This is a genomic window from Kitasatospora sp. NPDC127116 (genome assembly GCF_042677365.1).
GTDB lineage: Bacteria > Actinomycetota > Actinomycetes > Streptomycetales > Streptomycetaceae > Kitasatospora > Kitasatospora lactacystinica.
Genome location: NZ_JBHXTL010000011.1, coordinates 1 through 24287 on the forward strand (window position 1 = coordinate 1; position 24287 = coordinate 24287).

The following is a 24287-nucleotide window of genomic DNA, read 5'->3' on the forward strand; positions in this document are numbered from 1 at the left end:
GTCACCTGCGGCACACCCAGACGCTCCGCCAGCAGCGCCGGCAGCACACCCATCGTGCCGTCCGTCGACGCCATACCACCGATCACCAGATCGAAGCCGGTCTTCTCCAGCGCCTTCGCCAGGACCGCCGACGTCCCGATCACGTCCGTACCGTGAATGTCGTCGTCGTTCACGTGCACGGCCTTGTCCGCACCCATCGACAGCGCCTTGCGCAGCGCGTCCTTCGCGTCGTCCGGCCCCACCGTCAGCACCGTCACCTCGGCGCCCTCGTTCGCCTCCGCGATCCGCAGCGCCTGCTCCACGCCGTACTCGTCCAGCTCCGACAGCAGGCCGTCCACACCCTCCCGGTCGGTGGTGTGGTCGTCCGCGAAACGACGGTCACCCGTCGCGTCCGGGACGTGCTTCACACAGACGACGATCCTCAAGCTCATGAGCGGTTCTCCTGTCACGGGTGCACGGGTGCACTGGATCCATGGCCTCAGGCATGCCGAGGGTACTGAGTGCCAAGTCCGGCCCGGCGCGGCCCGCGCACCGCAAGCACCACCTGGACCGGCATACCGTGTCGGCTCTCTTCGACTGGCGTCAGAGGCTCCACGGAGAGAATACGGCACTCAGTACCCCTGGTAAAGGAACTCAGTACCCTTCCCGGCTCCGGGGGCCGGCCGGCGGCGCGGGAAGCGGACACAAGGTTTCCGCAAGCACCGACCAGATCGCGTCATGGAATCCGCCAGACACCCCGGGGACCATCGACCCCGGGGCCCGCGAACGGCCCCGAACCTGGGATCAAGGAGGGGGAGAAGGATGACCTTGGTGCACGGGGAACAGGACATCACCACGACGGACGGAACGCGCCGGACGCCGGCGCCCTGGAGCAACAACGGGCCATGGGAAACCCTGCGGGACCGCAAGGAGGTGCTCGTGGTCGCACAGACCATGGTGTACGCCAAGCGGCTGCACGACTTCTACTCGCTGCTCGCCCCGGACCTGCGGGTCCACGTGCAGTTCACGGTGGCACCGCACATGTTCAACGGGGGCGCCGCGGAGATCCTCCGGGCGCTGGGCGGCACCGTACTGCCGTGGGAGCAGGCGGTCCGGCGCGAGTTCGACCTGATCCTGGCCGCCGGCTCCCAGGGGATCGAGCAGCTGCACGGCCCGGTCGTCCGGCTGCCGCACGGGGCCGGCAACATCAAGCTGGCACGGCGCAGCGCCCCGGACGGCGAGCGGGCGGCCATCGGGCTCGGACGGGACTACCTCTACTGGGAGGGACGGCTCGTCCCCACCTCGTTCGCCCTGGCCCACGAGGAGGAACTGCTCGAACTCCGGCGCGGCTGCCCGGACGCCCTGCCGATCGCCGAAGTGGTCGGCGACCCGTGCTACGACCGCATCTCCGCGGCACTGCCGCACCGGGAGGACCACCGGAGCGCCCTGGGGCTGCGGCCGGACGAGAAGCTGGTGCTGGTCTCCTCCACCTGGGGCGACGGCTCGCTCTTCACCCGCCTCGACGCCGTGCTGCCCAGACTGACCTCGGAACTGCCCCGGCACGGCTACCGGGCCGTCCTGCTGCCCCACCCCAACATCGCGGCCCAGCACTCGGCCTACGCGGTGCGCTCCTGGGCGAAGGCCACCACCCGGGGAGCCGTCACGGTGATCCCGCCCGAGACGGACTGGCGGCCGCTGCTGGTCGCCGCCGACTTCGTCATCGGGGACCACGGCTCGGTCACCCTGTACGGCGCGATGACCGGCGTCCCCGTCCTGCTCGCCGAGTACCCGCACCGGCACGTCAACCCGCGCTCGCCGGCCGCGCAGCTCGCCCGGACCGCCCCCGCGCTCGCCCCCGGACACCCGCTCACCGATCAACTCGCCTACGCCGCCGAGCAGTACCGCCCGGAGGACTACGCGGCCATCGCCGACCGGATCAGCTCCGAACCGGGCCGATTCGACCGCAACGCCCGCCGGCTGCTGTACCGCGTCCTCGGGCTCGGCCAGCCGGCGCACACCCCGGATCCGGAACCGCTCCCGCTGCCCGAACCGCTGGACGCGATCGCGGCGGCCGACGCGCGGCGGGCCGGATGACCGCCGCGCTGCACACGGTGCGCCTGGCGCCGGTCCGCCCCGGCGCGCACGACGGCTCCGCGACCACGCTGTTCGAGGCCCGGGTGACGTCCACCGCCGGTGTCCGCCACGGACTGCTGGCCGCCGACCCGGCGGCCACGGCGGCGGCGGAGCGGCCGGGGCCCGGGTTCGTGGACGAGCACCTCGTGCTCGACCTCACCGAGCCCGGCGGCCTGCGCTGGCGCCGGCACGCCGACGTGCTGCACCTCGGTCCCGTTCCGGCGGCGGACGCCCACGCACGGCTCGCGGGACTGCTCTCCGCGCACCCCGGGTGTGCGGTGGCCACGGCCGAACACCGTCCGGGAGCGGTGCTGGTGCTCGCCCGGACCGGGGAACGGCTCGTCCTGCGGGCCTCCGGTCCGGGCGGCGGGCCCGTCCCGCCGCCGGCCCTCGGCTCGCTGGCGCACGCCTGGCTGGCGGCCGGACAGACGCTGGACGAACTCGACCGGGTCAGCGCCGCCGGGTGCCGCACCCCGGGCTCCGGGTGGAACCGGCTCACGCCTCCGGTTCGCCCGGACAGGGAGTGACGGCGCCGTCCACACCGTACGCGGCGAGGCGGCCGGCCAGTCTGGCCGCCTCGGCCGCGGCACCGACCTCCTGGTACCGGGCCCTGGACTGCTCGAACCGGGCCCGCGCCGCGTCCGGCCGGCCGCGCAGCTCCTCGACCTGCCCGGCGAACTCCAGCGTCCGCGCCTCCCAGTGCGCGGACAGCCGGGCCCGGAACCCCGCCAGAGCCTCCTCCAGATGGGCCTCGGCACGCTCGTACGCACCCAGCCGGCCGTGCGCCAGGCCCAGGAAGGCCGTCGCGCGGGCCGCCTCGTAGTCGTCCTCGATCGAGGCCAGCTCGCGGCCCGCCCGCTCGACCGGCTCCACCGCCTCGGCCGCCCGGCCGGCCAGCAGCAGCACCTCGCCGTACGCCAGCCGGGCCAGCGCCGAACCGCGCAGGTAGTCCTCGGCCTCGCGGAGCCGGACCACCTCGTGCAGGCACTCGGCGGCCGCGTCCAGCCGGCCGGCCATCCGGTGGGTCTGGCTGAGCCCGTACAGCGCGTCCGCCTGCACCAGCGGACGGCCCAGCTCCCGGGCGAGGACGAGGGCTTCGCTGAACCAGCGCGCCGCCTCCTCCCCCTCCCCCGCGTTCCGCAGTCCGTTCCCGCCGTCCGTCAGCATCCGCAGCTCGCCGCTGCGGGAACCGGCCGCCCGGGCCGCGTCCAGGCCGATCCGGGTCGCCTCGACCCACAGCCGGGCCGGGCGCAGCCGCAGGAACAACGGCCACATGGCGTCCGCGAGTTGCCACGCCGCCGCGGGGCGGTCCAGCTCCCCGCACCAGCGCAGGACGCCCGCCAGCCGGTCGCGTTCCGCGTCGTACCACTCCAGGGCCGGGACGTCGCCCCCGAACTCCCGCGCCGGATGGACCGGGCGGCTGCGGTAGTCGCGGGCGAGGGTGCGGTGGGTCGGCGAGACGACCGCCTCGGCGGCCGTGGCCGAGGCGAGGTACCAGTCGACGAGCCGGTCCAGCGCGGCCCCGGTGGACCCGGCCGCCCGGACCCGCGCCCCGTGCGCCCGGGCGTGCAGCCGCACCAGGTCGTGGAAGCGGAACCGCTCCGGCCCGGTCTCCTCCAGCAGGTGCACATCGATCAGACCGTCCAGCAGCCGATCGGCCCCGGCCACGTCCACGTCCGCCAGCACGGCGGCGTTCTCCAGGGTGAACTCGGCGAAGGGCAGCAGGCCCAGCAGCCCGTAGAGCCGGGCGGCCTCCGCTTCCAGCACGCCGTAGGACGCGTCCAGCAGGTCCCGCACCGTCTCCCCCTCCACGTTCAGCACCGCCAGCCGGTCGGTGCCGCGGCCGAGCATCTCGGCCGTCGCCGCGAGCGACTGGGCCGGGCGCGCCGCTATGCGGGCCGCCGCCAGGCAGATCGCCAGCGGCAGCCCGGCACAGGCCTCCACCACCTCGGCCGCGGCGGCGCGCTCGTCGACCACCCGGTGCCTGCCGACCCGCGCGGCGAGGATCTCGGTGGAGGCCTCCCGGGCGAGCGGGCCCAACGGCCGGAACACCGCACCGTCGATGCCCAGCCCGGTGAGCCGGCGGCGGCTCGTCACCACGACCACCGTGTGGTCCGAGCCGGGCAGCAGCGGCCGCACCTGGGCGGCCGTCGAGGCGTTGTCCAGCAGCACCGCGATCCGCCGCTCCGCCGCCAGCGAGCGCCAGAGCGCGGCCCCCTCCTCCAGGCTCCCGGGCACCGGGGAGATCCCGAAGGCCCGCAGGAAGCCGCCGAGGGCCTCGGCCGGGTCGGCGGGGCCACCGGGCGCGTAGCCGCGCAGGTCCGCGTACAGCTGGCCGTCCGGGAAGCGGCCGGCCTGGCCGCGCAGCCACTGCGCGGCCAGGGCCGTCTTGCCGACCCCGGCGGGGCCGGTCACCACGAGGGTGACGTCCGCCGCCCCGGCGTCGGGGGCCAGCGAGAGGTCCAGCGCCTCCAGGTCCGCCTCCCGCCCGATCAACCGCCGAGGACAGGGCGGGAGTTGCCTGGGCGTGGGCAGGGCGGACGCGCCGTGCAGGTGCAGCCCGCCATGGATCGTTCCGGCCTGCACCACCGGACCGGCGACCGTCGTGGCACCGGCCAGCGAGTTCCGCACCACTCCGTACGGCAGGTTGGCGTCGTTCACCGGCGCCCGCCGACCACGGTCGATCCTGTCACTGGGCCCCCCGGCCTCGGACGAATTAACCCTGCGGCGCTATCACATGACGCTTCGTCATGTCGAGACAATTCCCAAAAGCATGGGCACCGAACCCTGCGGTGGTATGGCCGATTACCTCACGTGCATGCGATGCTCACCCGCGACACGGCAAGCTGGTAGCCAACCGGCGGGGGGCGTCAAGATGCGGGTTCATCTCCTGGGTTCAGTTGAACTGTCGGTAAACACTGAGCAATTGGCGATCCCATCGGACAAGCGACGACAGTTACTGGCGGCCTTGGCCCTGGAGGTCGGAAGGCCGCTGTCCCACACGTCACTCGCGGACCGGCTGTGGGACGACGAACCGCCTCCCAGCGCGCTGGCCAGCCTGTACAGCCATATCTCCCACCTTCGTGCCCTGTTGAGACGGGCAACCCGGTTCGCCGGGGGGCAAAGCCCGTCGGACGCCCCCGCGATCGACACCCGATCGCACACGTACACCCTCAGGGCCGACCCCCAACTGATTGACTGGCATCAGTATCTGGACCTCACCCGACAGGCCAGACTCCTCGCCGAGAACGGGCAGGATCACCAGGCCAGAACCGTACTGAACCGAACCGAGGAGCTCTGGTGCGGTGAACCGCTCGCCGGGCTTCCGGGCACCTGGGCCCAGACCGCCCGCACCGCCATGGCCGACCAGCACTTCACCACCACGCTGCTGAGGGTCGAGGTCGACCTACGCCTCGGCCGGCACCACGAGTTGATCCCCGAGCTCACCGCGCTGCGCGAGGACCGTCCCACCGACGAACGCCTTGCCGGGCACCTGATGACCGCCCTTCACGCCGCCGGCCGACAAGCGGAGGCGCTGGCCGTCTACCCCGCCGTCGTCCGCCTGCTTCACGCCCACTTCGCCACCGAGCCCGGTGGCCCGCTCACCCGCCTGCATCAGCGCATGCTGCGTGGCGAACCGCTCCCCGGTGAACGGGGGCGAGCCGTGATCACTCCACCCCCCTCACTGGCTCCGGCCCCTCGCGCGACACCTCCGGCGCGGGTGCCCGGACGGCACCGCATGGTCGGCAGGGAGGAGGACCTGCGCCGGGTGCTGCCCCGCCCCCACGACCGGCTCGCCCACGGCGGCGTCGTCACCGTCTCCGCGATCCTCGGCATGCCGGGGGTCGGCAAGACCACCCTGGCCCTGCACGCCGCCGACCTGATGTGCGAGTACTTCCCGGACGGCTACGTCTACCTCAACCTGCGCGCCCACGTCGGCAACCAGCCGCCGCTCACCCCGCAGGCAGCGGGCGCCCTCCTGCTCAGACGCCTGGGTGTTCCGGCCACCACCATCCCGCTCGACGCGGAGGAGGTCTTCGCACTGTGCGTGGAGGCCCTGTCCTCGCGTCGGGCCGTCGTCATCCTCGACGACGCCTCGAATGCCACTCAAGTCCGCCCGCTGCTGCCGCCCGCACCGACCGCCCTGGTCATCATCACCAGCCGTCAGCGCCTCACCGACCTCCCGGACGCCAAGACGGTGTTCCTGGACGTCCTGACGGTGGATGACGCCGTCGCCCTGTTCCTGAACGTGGTCGGCCCGGAGCGCGCGGTGGAGCGGGAACACATCATCGAGATCGTGAAGCTCTGCGGCCTGCTTCCACTCGCCATCGCACTGGCCGCCAGCCGCTTCAAGGCACGCCCGTCCTGGACGCTCCCCCATCTCGCGCGGCGGCTGGCCCGCAAGAACGGACGCCTTGCCGAATTCCGCAATGGGTCGGAGAGCATCGCCCGGGTGTTCGAGCTCTCCTACCGCTATCTCCCGCCGAGCGAGCGCTCGGCCTTCCGGCTGCTCGGGCTCCATCCGGGCCCGGACTTCGGGCTCCACGCGGCAGCCGCGTTGCTCGGGCGGCCGGTCGACGTGACCGACCGCATTCTCGAGGCGCTGTTGAACTGCCATCTGATCCAGGAGATCTCACCGGAGCGCTACCAGTTCCATGACTTGATCAGGGAATTCGCCACCGCTCTGGACCCGGGCGAGGAGCAACGGGCGGCGGCCGTCAACCGGCTGTTCCGCTACGCTCTCCACGCAGCTGACGCCGCGGACCGCATCCTCTATCCGCGGCGTTCGAGACTGCCGGTTCCCGAGCCCGTCGGCGGGCCCGACCTGGCCGACCTGCTGACGGACCTCGCCCTGGACTCCCGCGAGTCGGTGAAGGCCTGGCTGACCGCGGAACGTCCGGGTCTGCTGGCCCTGGTGGCGAACTCCGGGGAGATCGGATTCCCCGAGAGCGGCGCCTGGATCTCCCATGTGCTGGCCGGCCACCTCGAAGCCGAGGCCTACTGGAGCGACGCCCATGACATGCACCGGACGGCCGCAGCCCACTGGCGATCCGTCGAGAACGACCGCTGCGAGGCGCGGGCACTGATCGACCTCGGCGCGACGCTCGCCAACGCGTCCCGCTATCCGTCCGCCGTCGAAGCCCTGTCGCACGGCCTGGACCTGGCCCGGGCGGAGGACGACCGGGATGCCGTCGCCAACGCACTCGGGATCCTCGGCCTCGCCCGATGGCACCAAGGGGCGCTGTCCGAGGCCCTGGCTCATCAGGAGGAGGCACTGGGCATCCGCCGGGAGACCGGCGACCACTGGAACGCCGCCCGCTGCCTCGCGAACGTCGGCATCGTGCACAGCTCTCTGGGCAACGCGGAATCCGCGCTGTCGGCCTACAGCAACGCCCTCCCGCTCGCCCGCGACTTCAACGACCGGCCGTTCGAGTTGCGCATCCTCAACAACATCGGCGACCTCCACCTCGGAGCCCGGAACCTCCTCGCGGCCCGATCGGCCTTCGAGCTGGTCCTCAGCCTCGGGAGTGGCCACCTGCCCCAGTTCGACCTCGCCATCGTGAAGATCAATCTGGCGGCCTCACTCTCGATCCCCGGAGAGCTCGACCGCGCCCTGGAGCTGTACGGGTCGGCCCTCACGACCTTCCGGGAGAGCGGTGGCGTGCGAACCGAGGTGAACGCCCTGATCGCCCTCGCGGACACCCTCCGCGCGGCCGGGCGCCACACGGACGCCCGCGACCAGTACACCACCGCACTGGGCCTCGCACGCTCCGTCGGAACCACCCGCGAGCAGGCCATCGCCCTCCGCGGGCTGGGTCTGTGCTCGGACGCGCTCGGCCTGCCCGACGAGGCTGCCGAGCACCTGGCGACGGCCGCCCACCTCGCCGAGCGGATCCACGCGGTCGAGGAGGCCACCCGAGCCAGGGAGGCACTCGCCGAGATCCGCGACCGCCAGGACCGATGCTCCTCGTGACGGAGTACCCCTCGCCCACAGCTGTCATACATATGACTACCAGTCAAGAGGCCTGCTGCGCAAGCGACTTGATTGACACAGGTGTCTCCTGATGCACTGGTGTTCCGAAGGGGAACGCCCCTTCGAGCACAGCCGAAGGAGAACGACAACCTTGCACCACGCAACATCACCCCGGGTACGTTCGACCTCTCGCACGAGGGCCTCGTTCGACCACAACCACAACCACAACCAGGACGGCTCGTCGTCGTGCGTGGAGTGGTTGCCCATCTGGTGTGCACTGCCCCGGGGCGCCAGCGGCACGCTCCCCAGCTGCTGATGTGAGCGAGCCTCCCGCCCTCGTGCCCGCGCACGAGGGCGGGAGGGCGCGGGAAAACCGGGTCGCGCGTACCGGACCGCACGAACCACCGGTCAGGGCCTGCTGCGGACCAACGTCACGGCCGCCTCTCCCGTGTACACCCGGAACGTCAGCGTCTCCTGAAGGTAGAGCTGAATCGTTTCGGCATCGTGGGAGAGGTAGCCCACAGAGGCGTCCTGGCCAAGGAACAGCTCGAAGTCCCCGCCGCGGGCGGAGAGCAGGTAGGCGCCTTCGATGGCCGGGGCCCAGATGATGTCCCCGTCGAGGAGGCGGGCGATGTGGTTGTGGACGGGGTAGCCGTGGTCGCTGGTCTCGTTGACCGCGGTGAAGGCGTCCGCGCCGAGCAGGAGTGAGTACGGGCCGCCGACGCCGGCGAGGCGGAGGGCGGTGAGCCCGCGACTGACGGCCTCCGGGTACTCCCTGACGTCCAGCGGGAGTTGGACCGCAGGGTTGGTGGAGGCGGCACGGATGCCGTCGATGCCGGCGGCACGGTAGCCCTCGAAGACGGCGCGGTCCTCGGCCAGGGCGAGCTTGCGACCGGCGTCCTTGACGGGCTGCCAGTCGGAGTCCCGGGAGCCGCGTTCGACGTCGTCCACGGCGTCGCGGCGGACGGTGAAGGGGACGCGCAGCTCGACCACCGGCTGGGCGGCGCGGGCGCGGGCCTGGATGCCGTCGGTCGGGGGGTCGATGGCGGTCAGGTGGCCGGTGCCGACGGCCGCGAGGGTGGCGCCCTCGGGGCCGTTGAGGTCGACCACCCGGCGGCCGGCGATGTGGAGCTTGAAGGTCTGGCGGGCCTCCTCCTCGATCTCCTCCCACGCGGCGGCGGAGATCGGGGCGAGGTCCCGGTGGAGGTTGTTCATGTGCGGGGTCCTGTTCAGGTGGTCCGTCAGGGCGTCAGGTGGTCCGTCAGGGGGTCTGCTTGAGGCTTCCGATGCCGAGCGAGCCGTCCCCGGAACCGGCCACGGGAACGGGGGCGGCTGCGGATACAGGGACTGCCACGGGAACGGCCGCAGGGACGGGGACGGACGCGGAAGCAGCCGGCGCCGGCGGCGGGGAGTCGAGGAAGTCGGCGGTCGGGACGAAGAACAGCCCGCCGGTGACGGCGGTGGAGAAGTCGAGCAGCCGGTCGGTGGTGCCGGGCGGGTTGCCGATGAACATGTTGCGCAGCATCTCCTCGGTCACCCCGGGGTCGGCCGCGTAGCCGATGAAGTAGGTGCCGACCTCGCCGGCGCGGCCGGCGGAGCCGAAGGTGCCGTACGGCATGTTGAAGCGGACGATCTGCCGTTCCTCGCCGTCCGGCCCGGTGATCACGGTGAGCGCCACGTGCGAGTCGGCGGGTTTGGCGTCGTCGGACAGCTCGATGTCGTCGAGCTTGGTGCGGCCGACCGCCCCCTCCTGCTGCTCGACGCCCAGCGCGTTCCAGGTGTCCATGTCGTGCACGTAGCGCTGCACGACGACGTAGCTGCCGCCGGTGAACTCCGGGTCCTCGGCGCCGATCAGGGCCGCGCGTTCGGCGGCCCGGCCCTCCGGGTTCTCGGTGCCGTCGACGAAGCCGAGCAGGTCCCGGTCCTCGAAGTACTTGAAGCCCTGGACGGAGTCGACGACGGCGGCCGCCCCGGCGAGCCGTTCGGTGAGTTTCGCGGCCAGTTCGAAGCAGAGGTCCATCCGTTCGGCCCGCAGGTGCAGCAGCAGGTCGCCGGGGGTGGCCGGGGCCCGGTGGCGGGGGCCGGCCACGTCCCGGAAGGGGTGCAGGGCGGACGGGCGGGGGCCGGCGAAGAGGCGGTCCCAGAGTTCGGAGCCGATGCCGGTGACGCAGGTGAGGGCGCCCTCGGGGGCGCGGAAGCCGACGGCGCGGCGCAGTCCGGCGAGCTCGGGCAGCAGGTCGCGGACGGCGTCCTCCCGGCCGGGTTCGACGGTGAGGACCAGGAAGACGGCCGCGCTGGTCAGTGGGGAGAGCACGGCTTGCGGTTCGGTCTGCATGGTCGTGACCTCTCTCAGGACGCCCGGGAGGCGTCCCACTCGGCGCGGTAGTCGGCGAAGATCCGCTGGAGGTGGTGTCCGATCTTCAGGTAGTCGAGGTCGTCCAGGTTCGCGAGCGAGACCCGCACGGACCACTCGGGCCCGTCGAAGCCGCCGCCGTTGAGCAGCACCACACCGGTCTGCTCGGCGAGCCGGAACAGCGGCTCGGTGGGCTCGTAGTTCTTCTCCAGGAAGGTCGCGAAGTCCTTGCCCGCGACCCGCTCGGCCTCGGCCAGCAGGTCGAGTTCGACGTAGTAGCCGGCCCGCCGCGGGTCGTCCGAGATCTTCATCCCGGACCCCTCCAGCAGCAGGCCGAGCCGTCGGCGGACGATGCCCTGCACCCGCGCCTTGTACGCCTTGCCCTCGGGCAGCAGCGCGAACAGCGAGAAGAGCACCATCTGGACCTGCTGCGGCAGGCTGAGACCGGCGGTGTGGTTGAGCGCGACCTGTCGGGAGTCGGCGACCAGCCGGTCGATGAAGCGGATCCGTTCGGGTTCCAGGCTCAGGCTGCCGTACCGCTTGGCGAGGCGCTCCTTCTGTTCCGCCGGGAGGGCGGCGATCATCTCGTCGATCACGTTGTCCCGGTCCAGGCCGATCACCCCGAGGCGGTGGCCGGTGGCGCCGTAGTGCTTGGAGTAGGAGTAGACGAGCAGGGTGTTGCGGGGCAGCTCGGCGGCCAGGCTGCGGAAGCCGTCGACGAAGGTGCCGTAGACGTCGTCGGTGACGATCACCAGGTTGGGGTTGGCGGTGGCCACGATCTCCTTGATCTGGTCGGTGACCTGCCGGGACAGCGCCAGGGAGGGCGGGTTGCTCGGGTTGACCAGGCAGACCAGCCTGATCCCGGGGTCGGCCAGCTTGGCGACCTCCTCGGCCGGGTAGCGCCATGCCCGCACCCCGGTCTCGACCAGCTTGTCGGCCTGGATCTCGACCACCTCGAAGTCGTAGGTGTCCAGCTCGGGGATCTCGATGTACGGGGTGAACACCGGCACCATCAGGGCGACCCTGTCGCCCCGGTGCAGCAGGCCGTTCTTCATCAGCGAGTCGAAGACGTAGCACATCGCGGCGGTGCCGCCCTCGGTGGCGAACAGCTCGGGCTGCAGCGGTGACGCGGGCCGGCGGTCCATCAGCTCCTCCTGGAGGTAGCCGCGGACGATCTGCTCGGCGTGCACCAGCATCCGGTCGGGCACGGGGTAGTTGTCGCCGATGCTCGCGTCGGCGAGCTCGTGGAGGAAGTCCTCGCGCTCGAACCCGAAGCGGTCCACGGCGAGTTCGACGCTGCGCCGGAGCAGTTCGATGCCGGGCAGCTCGGGGTGGCTGCGGACGAAGGCGTCGAAGCGGCCGGCGATGCCGGACCGCTCCGGCATGCCGCCGAGGTCGTCGGCGGTCCAGACCCGGCGGCTCTCCCCCAGCGCGAAGTGGCCGAGCGCGAGGCAGGCCTCGCGGGGGCCGGTGCAGATCCAGTTCGGGTTGCCGCGGCCGGCGTTGAGCATGTGGGCGGTGGACGTGTCCTTCTGCCCGGGCTCGTTGCGCTGGTAGGCCTCGGCGAGCCGGACGAACTCGGCCTTGAGCTCGAAGGGGCTGAGCCGGGCCAGTCGGCGGATCTCCTCGCGGCCGATGCTGGGCTTCGTCATGGCGTTCTCGACTCTCCTCGGGGAGGGCGGGCGGCTGGGGCGCGTCCTGCGGGTCCTGCCGGCACACCCGGCACAAGGTCCCGCAGGGCACACCTTTGCTGACGGATCGTCATGTCAGGCCCCCAGCATGCCGACCAGGATCGGTCCGGTGAGCGGGAGCAGGAAGTTGGAGATGGTGTAGGTGATCGTGTAGCCGAGCATCGGGATGCTGCTCCGGGCGACGTTGGTGACGGTGGTGATCGCCGGGGTGCTGCACTGCTGGCCGGCGATGGCGCCGACCAGGATCGGCGGCTCGATCTTCAGCAGCTTGCGGCCGACGAACAGCGAGAGCACCGCCGGGACGGTGACCATGAGGATGCCGGAGAGCGGCAGCAGCACCGGGTGGTCCTTGAGCAGTGCGGCCGCGTCGGGGCCGGCGGCCAGGCCGGTGACCGCGATGAAGACGGAGAGCCCGAGGTCCTTGGCGGTCTGCGCGGCGACCGGCGGGTAGGCGCCGAAGGTGGGCCGCTGGGCCCGGACCCAGCCGAAGACCAGGCCGGAGACGAGGCAGCCGCCACCGGTGCCGAGCGAGAGCGCGGCGTCCCCGGCGTGCACGGTGATCAGTCCGATCAGCACGCCGACGCAGATGCCGAGGCTGATGTAGATGTAGTCGATGGCGTCCTTGCTGATGCTGACGCCGGCCTTGGCGGCGAACCGGTCGACGGCCGAGCGGGCGCCGGTGACGGTCACGGTGTCGCCGCGGTGCAGTTCGGTGTCGGTGATCGCGGGCAGGTGCTGGTCGACCCGCTGGACGTCGGTCAGGTAGATCCCGGAGGTCGCGGACGGCTGGTCCGCGGCCAGTTCCCCCGCCGTCCGGCCGACGAAGTCCTTGTTGGTGAGGACGATGTCGCGGACCACCAGCGGGCTGTCCAGGCCGGGCACGCCGGGGGTCTCCGGTCCCAGCTCGTGGCCGGTGTCGATGACCGCTTCGCGGCGGCCGACGAGCAGCACCCGGTCGCCGCGGCGCAGCCGGAAGTCCTGCTCGGGGTGGAGGGTGCGGCCGTCCCGCCGGACGCCCTCGACGGTGACCAGGCTCGGCCGGACCTCCTCGACCCGGGCGATGGTGGAGCCCTCGCCCTGGGAGACCAGGTAGGTGCGGCCGACCAGTGGGGGCAGCGCGGGCTGCTCGTCGCCGGCCGGCGCGCCCTTGCCGCCGCGCAGCTTCTGCCACAGCTCGCGGGAGGCGTCGGGCAGCTTGATCCGCATGACCAGCGGGAAGATCTGGCTGGTCAGCAGCACGATGGAGACCAGGCCGAAGAGGTAGCAGACCGAGTAGGCGGCGGCCACGTGGTTCTGCAGTTGGGCGGACTGGTCGGCGCTGATGCCGGAGAGGTTGGAGATCGCCTCCTGCGCGGTGCCGACGACGGCCGACTCGGTGGCCGCTCCGGCGAGGATGCCGGCCGCGGTGCCGACGTCCAGGTCGAAGGCCGTGCCGATGCCGTAGGCCATCCCGACGACCAGCACCGCCTCCAGGACGCAGAGCACCGCGAAGCGCAGGCCCTTGGCGTTGAGGTTGGCGAAGAACTGGGGGCCGGCGATGTAGCCGAGCGAGAAGATGAACAGCGCGAAGGCGACGTTCTTGACGTCGGCGTTGACGCTGACGTGCCGGCTGCCGATCAGCATGGCGACGATCAGCGTGCCGCAGATGCCGCCGAGCCGGATCGGTCCGGCGCGCAGCCTGCCGAGCAGGTAGCCGAGCGCCAGGCAGGTGAACAGCGCGAGGACGGGGTTCTCCCGCAGCAGGCTCATGGCAGCCGCTCCCGGCGTGGCGCGGGGACGCCGGGCGGGGGATGGACCAGCACTGATCCGATCATGGGAATGATTACATCGCAAAGCGGATAATCCGGCACGGCCGGCGCACAGCCGAACGGCCCCACCGGGCGGACCGGACGGACCGGACGGCCCCGCCGGAAGCCGTTCCGACGGGGCCGTTCGATGCGGGCCGTTCAATGCGGGCCGTTCGACGCGGGCCGTTCGATGCGGGCCGTTCGACGCGGACGGGCGGCCCTCCCCCGCGGACGTCGGGCGGGTTCAGACCCGCAGCGCCGCCAGCTGCTCGGCGAACGGCACCACCTGTTCGGGCAGCTCCGGCGCCGCCGGGCCGCGCCCGGCCAGCAGCGCCGCCAGCTCCCCGGCCGCCCGGTCGATCCGGCGCGGCAGGCCGTCGGTGAGCCCGTCCCCCGCCGTGCCCCAGTCGTCGGTGGCCGCGTAGACGGCGGTCGGCAGCACCACCGCGCGCAGGTAGCTGAACAGCGGGCGGACGGCGTGCTCCAGGGCGAGCGAGTGCCGGGGCGTGCCGCCGGTGGCGGCGATCAGCACCGGCTTGCCGGTGAGCGCGTCGTTGTCGATCACGTCGAAGAAGGACTTGAACAGGCCGCTGTACGAGGCCGTGAAGATCGGCGTCACCGCGATCAGGGCGTCCGCCTCCGTCACCGCCTCGATCGCCGCGCGCAGCCCGGCGCCGGGGAAGCCGGTGACGAAGTTGTTGGCGATCTCCACCGCCAGGTCCCGCAGTTCGACCACGGTGACGTCCACCTCGCGGCCCTCCGGGGCGAGCCGGCGCACGGTCGAGTCGGTGAGCCGGTCCGCCAGCAGCCGCGTCGAGGACGGCTTGCTCAGTCCGGCGCTCACCACCACCAGCTTGTACGCGGTCACTTGGCCACCTCCGCCTTCTCGTTCTCCCGCGCGTCCCGGGCCGCGACCAGCGCGGCATGGGTCGGCCCCTGCGGCACTCCGGCCGGGCGGCCCTTGGCGAACTCCTCGCGCAGCACCGGCACGACCTCCTCGCCGAGCAGGTCCAGCTGCTCCAGCACCGTCTTCAGCGGCAGGCCGGCGTGGTCCATCAGGAACAGCTGGCGCTGGTAGTCGCCGAAGGTCTCGCGGAAGGTCAGGGTCTTCTCGATGACCTCCTGGGGGCTGCCCACGGTCAGCGGGGTCTGCTCGGTGAACTCCTCCAGCGAGGGCCCGTGCCCGTAGACCGGCGCGTTGTCGAAGTACGGACGGAACTCGCGCACCGCGTCCTGGGAGTTCTTCCGCATGAACACCTGCCCGCCGAGGCCGACGATCGCCTGCTCGGGCGTGCCGTGGCCGTAGTGGGCGAAGCGCTCGCGGTAGAGGCTGATCAGCTTCTTGAAGTGCTCCTTGGGCCAGAAGATGTTGTTCGCGAAGAAGCCGTCCCCGTAGTAGGCGGCCTGCTCGGCGATCTCCGGGCTGCGGATCGAGCCGTGCCAGACGAACGGCGGGACGTCGTCCAGCGGGCGCGGGGTGGAGGTGAAGCCCTGCAGCGGGGTGCGGAAGCGGCCCTGCCAGTCCACGACCTCCTCGCGCCACAGCTGGTGCAGCAGCGCGTAGTTCTCGACCGCGAGCGGGATGCCCTGGCGGATGTCCTGGCCGAACCAGGGGTAGACCGGGCCGGTGTTGCCGCGGCCCATCATGACGTCCACCCGGCCCTCGGCCAGGTGCTGGAGCATCGCGAAGTCCTCGGCGATCTTCACCGGGTCGTTGGTGGTGATCAGCGAGGTCGAGGTGGAGAGGATGATGCGGTCGGTCTGCGCGGCGATGTAGCCGAGCATGGTCGTCGGCGAGGACGGGACGAACGGCGGGTTGTGGTGCTCGCCGGTCGCGAAGACGTCCAGGCCGACCTCCTCGGCCTTGCGGGCGATGGCCACCATCGCCTTGATCCGCTCGTGCTCGGTGGGGGTGCGACCGGTGGTGGGGTCGGTCGTCACGTCGCCGACGGAGAAGATTCCGAACTGCATGCTGCTCACCCGTCCCAGGTAGTCCAACTTTCAACCACCTTAGCACCCTGGTGCGGCTCGTTGTTCCCGCCGGCCCCGTTCCCGTCGGCCGGCACAGACCGCCGACCCCCGGCCGCGGAACGCGGACCCGCCCCGGGCGGGGCGCCGTAGCGCTCCGCCCGGGGCGGTCACCTGTCCGTTTGCCGTTCTCGGCTCACATTTCGCTCGTGACGCTCACCCCGCTGAAGCCCTGCTGGGCGTAGAGGCTGAAGAAGACGTACCCACCGGCCGGCGGGTCCGTGACGGTCAGCGTCTCGGAGTTGTCCGGGCCGGCCGAGTGCGTGGTGCTGCTCTCGGTGTACGCCCAGCCGGTCGGGTTGTAGTAGAGGTCGCCGTTGCCGGTGCCCCCGCTGGTGGTGATCTTCACCTGCTTGGTGCCGGCCGGCACCAGCAGGTAGAAGTGCGCGTAGTTGCCCGTGGTGGCCGCGACGTTGCTGCGGGTGCAGTTGGCGGCCAGCAGGCGGGTGTCGGTGGCGGTGCACTCGGGCAGCGGGGTGCCCGGCGTGGTGGGCGTGCCGCCCCCGTCGGTGGCGCAGGCGCCCGCGGCGCACCTGGTCAGCCAGCTGTCGAAGTCGGCGTCGTAGCGGGTGCCGATGGTGGTCTTCAGGATGGTGCGGGCACCGTTCCAGTCACCGGCGCGGTACTTGGCGAGGACCGCGTCCATGTCGGAGCGGTGCTGCTCCAGCATGTAGCGCACGGCCAGGTACCCCCAGCGGTACACCCGGTCCTGGTCCCCGTAGGCGGTGTCGAAGAGGTCGCTCAGCCGGTAGGTGTGGCGGCCGGCCGCCGCGATGGCCGCGTCGTTGTTGACCTTGCGGTACGACCAGGAGACGTACTCGGCGAAGCCCTCCACCCACCAGACGGTCGGGGTGGTCATGCCGGCCTCGAAGTCGCCGTACATGTCGAACCGGCCGTCGAGGTAGTGGGTGTACTCGTGGTTGAGGTTCCAGATCTCGAAGGACGGGCGGGCCCACTCGGCCTCGTAGCAGAGGAAGCGCGGCTGGTTGCCGGCCGTCGCCGGCTCGCCCTCCAGGTACATGCCGCCGTTGTTGGTGTCGATGCCGTAGATCGCGGCGGCGAGCACCTGGTAGTCGAGCGAGGAGTGGAAGACCACGACCTCGATCGTGCTGTTGCCGTCGTCCTTGACCGGGCCGCTGTCCTTGGCCACCGTGTGGAAGAACGCGTCCTGGCCGTTCAGGCTGGTGCAGGCGGTGCCGACCTGGGTGCTGTCCAGCGCCTGGGCGAGGATCGTGATGCTCGGGCTGCAGGTGTGCTTCACGGTCAGCACGCCGGCCTTGAGCTGGTCGGCCTTGTTGCAGGTGCCGTAGTACGAGCAGTTGCCGGCGTCGTAGTAGTCGACGCCCTCGGCGACCGCGGCCCACTGGTAGACGGTGCGGCCCTTCGGCTCCGAGGTGCCGACCAGCCCCTTGGCGAGGGGGCGGACCTTGGCCTGGAGGGCCGTGTCCTTCAGGAAGCGGGTGAGCTCCTTGGTCGCGTTGTAGACCAGCACGCCGTAGGTGTCGCCGAGCAGGGCGTTGTTGCGGGTCGCGAAGTCGGACAGCGCGTCCAGCACGCTCGGGTCGGCCTCGACGGCGGCGTCGAAGCCGGGCACCTGGTGGCCGCGGAACAGCACGGTGAAGACCGGGTTGACCGCCCACGCCATGCCGGCCGGGTTCCAGGTGTCGGCCTTGTAGTCGCCCAGCAGCCGCTTGACGACCGGCAGGTAGCGGACGTTCTCCTGGGCGCTGTCGATCAGGGTGACGGCCTCACCCAGGATGGGCCCGTTGCCCGCCGCGACGTCGCGCGAGTGCGCGCTGTTGAAGAAGGCGTCCAGGCCGGACTGGATCGCGGTCTTGAGGCCGGCGCCGTACTCGCCGACGTCCTCCTTGTGGTACCACTGCGCGAAGTAGCCGGCGCGCAGGTAGAGCACCAGCTGCTCGACCGACGTGCTGTTGTCACCGGGGTAGTTGGCCGCCGCGTCGCGCAGCGCGTAGGCCACCGTGCTCATCTGCTCCTCGCGGAACGCGCCGCGCGCGTCGCCGCCGGTGAGCTGGAACAGGCTGTTGATGCACTGGATGTCGGCGTCCTTGATGTGCTGGACCAGGTCGCTGCCGGTCCGGCCGGAGAAGTCGCCGACGGTACAGGGCTTTTCGGCCGCCGCGCCGAGGCGCAGGGCCTTGGCGGTCGGCCGGACCTCGGCCGGCCGGGTGTCGACCGGGAGCGGGGCGCGCTGGTCGGCCGAGGCCAACTGCTGCCCGCTGTCGGCTCGTTCGGGGGCGCCGGTGGCGGGCTGCGGGGCCGGTCCGGTGGGGACGGGCGTGGGCGTGCCGCCGGGGGTGGGGGCGGCGGGAGCGGCCTGGGACTGCGGGGCGAACAGGCCGACCGCCAGGAACAGGGACAGGACGAGCGTCAGCAATCGTGCCAGCTGCGGGAGTCGCAGCAGACGTGAAGGACTCACGTGGGGGCCTCCGGGCCGTCGTCGGCCGCGATGTGGGGCGCGACCGGTGGGGGTGTCGAGGACCGCTGGTGACGGCGCCGCATGGGGGCGGTTCCGTCGGGCACGGTGGGGGATGTGACATGTACCATGGCACATCTCACATGGCCTTGGGAACCCGGGGCGTTGTGCGCAGTTTGCGGGGAATTCAGGTGGGACCGGTGATGACGGTCTGTCAACAGACCCGCCCCGGGCGGGGCGCCGTAGCGCTCCGCCCGGGGCGGTCACCTGTCTGGTTGCCGAGGTCGGCTCACATTTCGCTCGTGACACTCACCCCGCTGAAGCCCTGCTGGGCGTAGAGGCCGAAGAAGACGTAGCCGGCCGGCGGGTTGGTGACGGTCAGCGTCTCCGAGTTGTCCGGGTTGGCCGACCGGAGGACGTGGGAGTTGGTGTACGCCCAGCTGCCCGGGTTGTAGTAGAGGTCGCCGTTGCCGGTGCCCCCACTGGTGGTGATCTTCACCTGCTTGGTGCCGGCCGGCACCGTCAGGTAGAAGTGCGCGTAGTTGCCCGTGGTCGCCGCGACGTTGCTGCGCACGCAGTTGGCGCCCAGCTGCCGGACGTCACCTCCGGCGCACTCCGGCAGCTGCGACTGGCCCGGCGTGTTGGCGGCGCAGGCGCCGGCGGCGCACCTGGTCAGCCAGCTGTCGAAGTCGGCGTCGTAGCGGGTGCCGATGGTGGTCTTCAGGATGGTGCGGGCACCGTTCCAGTCACCGGCCCGGTACTTGGCGAGGACCGCGTCCACGTCGGAGCGGTGCTGCTCCAGCATGTAGCGCACGGCCAGGTACCCCCAGCGGTACACCCGGTCCTGGCTGCTCCTGGCGTAGACCGTGTCGAAGAGCTCGCTCAGCTTGTAGGTGTGCTGCGAAGCCACCGCGACGGCGTCGGTGTTGACGGCCTTGCGGTACGACCAGGAGACGTACTCCGCGAAGCCCTCGACCCACCAGTCGATCGGCTGGACCTGGCCGGCGTCGTAGTCGCCGTAGACGTTGAACCGGCCGTCGAGGTAGTGGGTGTACTCGTGGTTGAGGTTCCAGATCTCGAAGGACGGGCGGGCCCACTCGGCCTCGTAGCAGAGGAAGCGCGGCTGGTTGCCGGCCGTCGCCGGCTCGCCCTCCAGATACATGCCGCCGTTGTTGGTGTTGATGTCGTAGATGACCGCGGCGAGCACCTGGTAGTCGAGCGAGGAGTGGAAGACCACGACCTCGATCGTGCTGTTGCCGTCGTCCTTGACCGGGCCGCTGTCCTTGGCCACCGCGTGGAAGAACGCGTCCTGGCCGTTCAGGCTGGTGCAGGCGGTGCCGAGCTGGGTGCTGTCCAGCGCCTGGGCGAGGATCCTGATGCTCGGGCTGCAGGTGTGGTCGACCGTCAGGTTGGCGGCCTTGAACTTCGCCGGGTCCTCACAGGTGCCGTAGTACGAGCAGTCGGCCTTGTCCCACCAGTTCACCGCGAGCGCCACCGAGCCGCGCTGGTACATCGTGGGTCCGGTCGGGGCGGACTGCTGGGCCAGGGCCCGCGCGTAGGGGCGCACCCTGGGCAGCAGTTCCGGGTACTGCATGAAGCGGGTCAGCTCGTTGGTCGCCTCGTAGACCGTCCGCCCGTAGGTGCCGCCGTGCAGGCCCTGGTTGCGGGAGATGAAGGTGAACAGGGCGTCCAGCACGCTCGGGTCGGCCTTGACGGCGGGGAGGAAGTCGGCCTCCCAGTGTCCGGCGAACAGCACGGTGAGCACCGGGGTCAGCCCGTAGACCATGCCGGTCGGGTTCCAGGTGGCGCTGTCGTAGTCGGACAGCAGTCGCTTGACGACCGGCAGGTAGCGGGCGCTGTCCTTGGCGCTGTCGATCAGCGTGGTCGCCCGGGCCAGCGGGCCCGCGTTGTCCGCCGTGACGTCCCGCGAACGGGAGTTGGCGAAGAACGCGTCCAGCGCGGAACGGGTCGCGGTCTTCAGGCCGGCGCCGTAGGGGCCCACCACGTCGGGGTTGTAGAACTGCACGAAGTAGCCGGCCTGCAGGTAGAGCATCAGCTGCGAGATCGACGCGCTGTTGTTGCCCTGGTAGCCGTTCGCGGCGTCGCGCACCGCGTACGCCACGGTGGTCATCTGCGACTCGCGGAACGCGTTCGCGGCGTCGCCGCGGCCGATCTTGAACAGCGAGTTGACGCACTGGAGGTCGACGGACTTGATCTGCTGGACCAGCGCGCTGCCGGTCCGGCCGGTGAAGTCACCGACGTTGCAGGGCCGGTCGGCGGCCGCGCCCAGCCCGAAGGCCTTGGCCTGCGGCTGGTCGGCCGTCGGCAGGCCGGTGAGCGGAGCCGTCGGCGACTGGGGTACCAGGTCCTCCGGGCTGAGCCGCTTCCGGCCGTCCGGCCGCGCGGGGGCGGTGTCGGTGCGGTCCGCGCCGATCGCGGGCGGCGGCGCCAGGTGGGCGGGCGCCGTGCCGACGGGCGCACCGGTGGGGGTCGTCCCGCCGGGGGTGGGAGTGGCGGGGGTCGCCTGGCTGAGCGGGGCGAACACGCCGACCGCCAGGACGAGGGTCAGCACGAGCGTCAACAGTCTTGCCAACTGCGGGACTCGCAGTAAGCGTCGGCCATTCACGTGGGGGCCTCCGGGCCGTCAAAGGCCGCGAGTTGGGGCGCGGCCTACGGTGGAGCGAGGTCCGTCGACGGCGGCACCGCGTGGGGCGGTTCCGCCGTGGAGACGGTGGGGATGTGCCATGTACCATTGCACACATCACACAATATTGTGAAGGCCTTTACCCAAGGTCCACCCATCCACGACAGCGGAAAGGGCACGGCGACGAGTCGTCACCATGCCCTTTCCGCTTGCGAAGGAGGGATTCCGGGAATTCCCGGCCGCCCCCTCCCGGAGCGGCTCTTTGCGGAGCGGCTACTTGCGGAGCGGCTACTTGCGGAGCAGCAGGATCACGCCCGCCGTCACCAGGCCGACCACGACGGCGGCCACGCCGTACGCCAGGCGGTGCGCCCGCAGCACCGGCAGGAAGCGGTCCACGGCGTAGCGGCCGGGGCCGGTCAGGGCGAGTGCCGCGGCGCCCGCGGTCAGCAGCAGCTCGTACTCGCTGCCCTTCGGGGCGAAGAAGCCGCCGCCCCAGGTGACGGCTATCGCATTGACCATCGTGCCGACGATCGCGGCGCCCGCCAGCGGGGTCAGCAGGCCGACGGCGAGGGCGAGTCCGCCCAGCGTCTCGGTGAGGCCGGCCACCACGGCCATGGCGTCGCCGGCCGGGTAGCCGCTCATGGTGAAGAACTGACCGGTGCCGTCGATCCCGCCGCCGCCGAACCAGCCGAACAGCTTCTGGCTGCCGTGCGCGGCCATGGTCAGGCCGAGGGCCAGGCGCAGGAGCAGGAGTCCGGCGTCGTAGGCGTGCGGGGAGGTCGTCGCGGACCCGGTGGTGGCCCGGGCCGGGCTGACGGTGGTGGTGGCGGCGGTCGTGCTCGGGCTGCTGCTCGGCATGCGCGTCTCCATCGATCGGGGTTCGGTCGTCGTCCGGCGCGGCCGGACGTGGTCACGGGTTGTGGTGGTGCGGCGGGCAGGGGTCGTCACCCCCACCGTTGTTCAAATTTGAACCGCCGCTCTTCGACCGTACCGCGAAGTTCGAATTTGAACAACTGACGGATCGTCGGCGACTCGCGGAGCCCGTCCGGGCCGGAGAGGGTGGAGGCATGGCTCAACACAGGCACCACCGACGGGAGGCGCGGACCGGCACCCCGTACCCCGAGGCGCTGGACGCCTTCGGCGAGCGCGTCCGGCTCATCACCCCCGGCCAGTGGGACTCCCCCACACCGTGCAGCGACTGGTCCGTCCGCGACCTGGTCAACCACCTCACCGGCGAGCAGCTCTGGGTACCCGAACTGCTGATGGGCGCCACCGTCGGCGAGGTCGGCGGACGCTTCGACGGCGACGTGCTCGGCGACGACCCGGTCACCGCCTGGACCGACGCCGCCGAGGCCGCCCGGGAGGCCTGGGCCGTCCCCGGCGCCACCGAGCTGACCGTCCACCTCTCCTTCGGCGACACCTCCGGCCAGTACTACCTGGACCAGCTCACCACCGACCTGGTGATCCACTCCTGGGACCTCGCCGAGGGCATCGGACGGCTCACCCGGCTCCCGGACGGGCTCGTCGGGTTCGCGCTCGGCGAGTTCGCCGGGTACGGGGACCTCTCCGGCAGCGGGCTCTTCGACCCGCCGGTGCCGGTGCCCGAGGACGCCGGACCGCAGACCCGGCTGCTCGCCCTCGCCGGACGGCAGGACGGCGGGTGGCAGGACGCCGGGTGACCGGGCGGCGGCACGGAGGGTGACCGGATCGCGCGACGGAGGGTGACCGGGCTGCGGCGCGCAGGGCGGACGGCGGCATCCCCGGGCGGGCGGGCGCGACGGAGGGTGGCCGGCCGCGCCCGCGCGTGAACGGGCGCGCCTCCGGGTGAACGGGCCGGCGCCGGATACTGGAAGGCGACGGGGGAAGTCTTCCGTGCGAGAGGCGGGCGGGCCATGAGCCGCAGGCCTGACATCCTCGGCGAGTTCACCGCCGACCACCGGGCGGCGATCGAGCTGCTCGACCGGATCGAGGCCGCACCGGCCGACGACCCCGGGCGCGGCGAGCTGCTCGCCCGGCTGACCGACCTGCTGTTCACCCACTGCGCCGCCGAGGAGGAGCACCTCTTCCCCGTGGTGCAGCACGACGTGCCCGACGGCGGGGCGCTGGTGTTCCGCAGCATCCACGACCACCTGGCGATCGGGCAGTACCTCGCCGACCTCCAGGGGCTCGGACCCGCCGACCCGGCCCTCGGCACCCTGCTGCGCGGCCTCGCCGAAACCCTGCGCCGGCATCTGCGCGACGAGGAGGAGCAACTCTTCCCGGCCGCCCGCAAGGCCCTGCCGGCGGCGGCCCGCACCGCCCTGGGCGACCGGCTGCGGGCGGACCGGGCCGAGCTGGACGCCCCCGGCTGATCGGGCCCCGGGCCGATCAGTCCTTCGGGACGATCGGCTCCCCGGCTCCGGTCAGTCCTTCGGGCCGATCACCGCGAACCGGGCGCCCTCGCGGTCCCGCAGCCGGGCCACCCGCCCGTACGGGGAGTCGAAGACCGGCCCGAGCGCGCCGCCGCCCAGCTCCACGGCCCGGGCCAGCGCCCGGTCGGTGTCCGGGACGGCGAAGGACACCTCCCAGTGCGGCGGCATCCCGGCCGGGCCGCCCGCCTGCTCCTTGGCCAGCGCCGCGACGCTGTGGCCCTCGGCGCGCAGCACCACCCGGTCGTGCTCCCAGCGGACGTCGAAGCGCTCCGGGTCCCGGCCGTCCCAGCGGAACACCTCGCCGTAGAACAGTGCCGCCGCGAACGGGTCCGGGGTGCGCAGCTCGATCCAGACCGGCGCGCCGGGCACGTCCAGCTTCCGGGCCCGGCCCGGCGGGCCCTCCCAGATGCCGAACACCGCGCCCGCCGGGTCCGCCGCGAAGGCCACCCGTCCGGCGTCGAAGGTCAGCGGGCCGACCGCCAGCGTCGCGCCGCGCTCGCGCACCGCGTCGGCGGCGGCGTCGGCGCTCTCCGTCCCGAAGTAGCTGGTCCACGCGACCGGGATCGCCCCGAAGCCGGCGACGCCCAGCCCTGCCACCGCCTCCCCGCCGGTCACCGCGTGCACGTACGGACCGAAGCGGTCCGGCCCGGGCTCGAACTCCCAGCCGAGCAGGGGCCCGTAGAACTCCTCGGCGTCGTCCAGGTCCCGGGCCATCAGGCTCACCCAGCACGGTACGGCCGCCACACAGCGCACCCTGGCGGCCGTCTCACCGCTGCCCATCGCGAACCTCCTCTGCCCACCCGACCGCCGGGCCCCTCCCGGCTCCGACGACCCACCGGCCGCCCGGGAC

Annotated in this window: 17 protein-coding genes; 5 read left to right on the forward strand and 12 right to left on the reverse strand. The window is 72.0% G+C overall.

The features are described 5' to 3' along the window. Positions 1-431: electron transfer flavoprotein subunit beta/FixA family protein (locus tag ACFVHV_RS06990; protein WP_380349375.1), on the reverse strand; the 431-nt coding region annotated here is incomplete at its 3' end. A 370-nt stretch (positions 432-801) separates the two neighbouring features. On the opposite strand from ACFVHV_RS06990, the gene ACFVHV_RS06995 reads away from it, so the two are divergent. Further along, a complete protein-coding gene (locus ACFVHV_RS06995; RefSeq protein WP_359912434.1) occupies positions 802-2073 on the forward strand; it encodes a hypothetical protein in 1272 nt (423 codons plus the stop codon). Beyond that, positions 2070-2639 (forward strand): hypothetical protein, encoded by a 570-nt coding sequence (locus ACFVHV_RS07000; RefSeq protein ID WP_380349379.1) that lies wholly within the window; start codon positions 2070-2072, stop codon positions 2637-2639. Before ACFVHV_RS06995 ends, ACFVHV_RS07000 begins: the two co-directional genes overlap by 4 nt. On the opposite strand, the gene ACFVHV_RS07005 is transcribed toward ACFVHV_RS07000, so the two are convergent. Next, the gene (locus ACFVHV_RS07005) at positions 2608-4773 is read right to left on the reverse strand and encodes a tetratricopeptide repeat protein (protein ID WP_380349382.1); all 2166 of its coding nucleotides are present in this window, start codon (positions 4771-4773) and stop codon (positions 2608-2610) included. The two genes, ACFVHV_RS07000 and ACFVHV_RS07005, sit on opposite strands and share 32 nt — an antisense overlap. 214 nt (positions 4774-4987) lie before the next feature. On the opposite strand from ACFVHV_RS07005, the gene ACFVHV_RS07010 reads away from it, so the two are divergent. Continuing rightward, entirely contained in the window at positions 4988-8086 is a 3099-nt protein-coding gene (locus tag ACFVHV_RS07010) for a BTAD domain-containing putative transcriptional regulator (protein ID WP_380349548.1), read from the forward strand. 408 nt (positions 8087-8494) lie between these two features. On the opposite strand, the gene ACFVHV_RS07015 is transcribed toward ACFVHV_RS07010, so the two are convergent. From ACFVHV_RS07015 to ACFVHV_RS07055, 9 genes are all read right to left on the reverse strand, one after another. Next, complete coding sequence (locus ACFVHV_RS07015; protein ID WP_359912422.1) at positions 8495-9301, reverse strand: family 1 encapsulin nanocompartment shell protein; 807 nt, start codon at positions 9299-9301, stop codon at positions 8495-8497. A gap of 46 nt (positions 9302-9347) precedes the next feature. Then, a complete protein-coding gene (locus ACFVHV_RS07020; RefSeq protein ID WP_380349385.1) occupies positions 9348-10421 on the reverse strand; it encodes a Dyp-type peroxidase in 1074 nt (357 codons plus the stop codon). Between the two features lie 14 nt (positions 10422-10435). Further along, complete coding sequence (locus ACFVHV_RS07025; RefSeq protein WP_359912416.1) at positions 10436-12091, reverse strand: bifunctional aspartate transaminase/aspartate 4-decarboxylase; 1656 nt, start codon at positions 12089-12091, stop codon at positions 10436-10438. Positions 12092-12205: 114 nt separating this feature from the next. Then, complete coding sequence (gene aspT, locus ACFVHV_RS07030; protein ID WP_380349388.1) at positions 12206-13879, reverse strand: aspartate-alanine antiporter; 1674 nt, start codon at positions 13877-13879, stop codon at positions 12206-12208. Positions 13880-14161: 282 nt separating this feature from the next. Next, positions 14162-14785 (reverse strand): FMN reductase, encoded by a 624-nt coding sequence (locus ACFVHV_RS07035; RefSeq protein ID WP_359912410.1) that lies wholly within the window; start codon positions 14783-14785, stop codon positions 14162-14164. Further along, positions 14782-15888, reverse strand: coding sequence for an LLM class flavin-dependent oxidoreductase (locus tag ACFVHV_RS07040; protein WP_380349392.1), 1107 nt, complete (start codon positions 15886-15888; stop codon positions 14782-14784). Before ACFVHV_RS07040 ends, ACFVHV_RS07035 begins: the two co-directional genes overlap by 4 nt. 193 nt (positions 15889-16081) lie before the next feature. After that, positions 16082-18385 (reverse strand): M9 family metallopeptidase, encoded by a 2304-nt coding sequence (locus ACFVHV_RS07045; protein WP_380349395.1) that lies wholly within the window; start codon positions 18383-18385, stop codon positions 16082-16084. Between the two features lie 286 nt (positions 18386-18671). Beyond that, complete coding sequence (locus tag ACFVHV_RS07050) at positions 18672-20975, reverse strand: M9 family metallopeptidase (RefSeq protein WP_380349398.1); 2304 nt, start codon at positions 20973-20975, stop codon at positions 18672-18674. A gap of 339 nt (positions 20976-21314) precedes the next feature. Beyond that, the gene (locus tag ACFVHV_RS07055) at positions 21315-21884 is read right to left on the reverse strand and encodes a DoxX family protein (RefSeq protein WP_359912401.1); all 570 of its coding nucleotides are present in this window, start codon (positions 21882-21884) and stop codon (positions 21315-21317) included. A 209-nt stretch (positions 21885-22093) separates the two neighbouring features. On the opposite strand from ACFVHV_RS07055, the gene ACFVHV_RS07060 reads away from it, so the two are divergent. Next, the gene (locus ACFVHV_RS07060) at positions 22094-22705 is read left to right on the forward strand and encodes a TIGR03086 family metal-binding protein (protein ID WP_359912398.1); all 612 of its coding nucleotides are present in this window, start codon (positions 22094-22096) and stop codon (positions 22703-22705) included. A gap of 213 nt (positions 22706-22918) precedes the next feature. Beyond that, positions 22919-23377 (forward strand): hemerythrin domain-containing protein, encoded by a 459-nt coding sequence (locus ACFVHV_RS07065; RefSeq protein ID WP_380349401.1) that lies wholly within the window; start codon positions 22919-22921, stop codon positions 23375-23377. 51 nt (positions 23378-23428) lie between these two features. Here the strand turns inward: ACFVHV_RS07065 and ACFVHV_RS07070 are convergent, their stop codons facing one another. Further along, positions 23429-24217, reverse strand: a complete 789-nt coding sequence (locus tag ACFVHV_RS07070) for a VOC family protein (RefSeq protein WP_359912392.1) — start codon at positions 24215-24217, stop codon at positions 23429-23431. Positions 24218-24287: the final 70 nt, after the last annotated feature.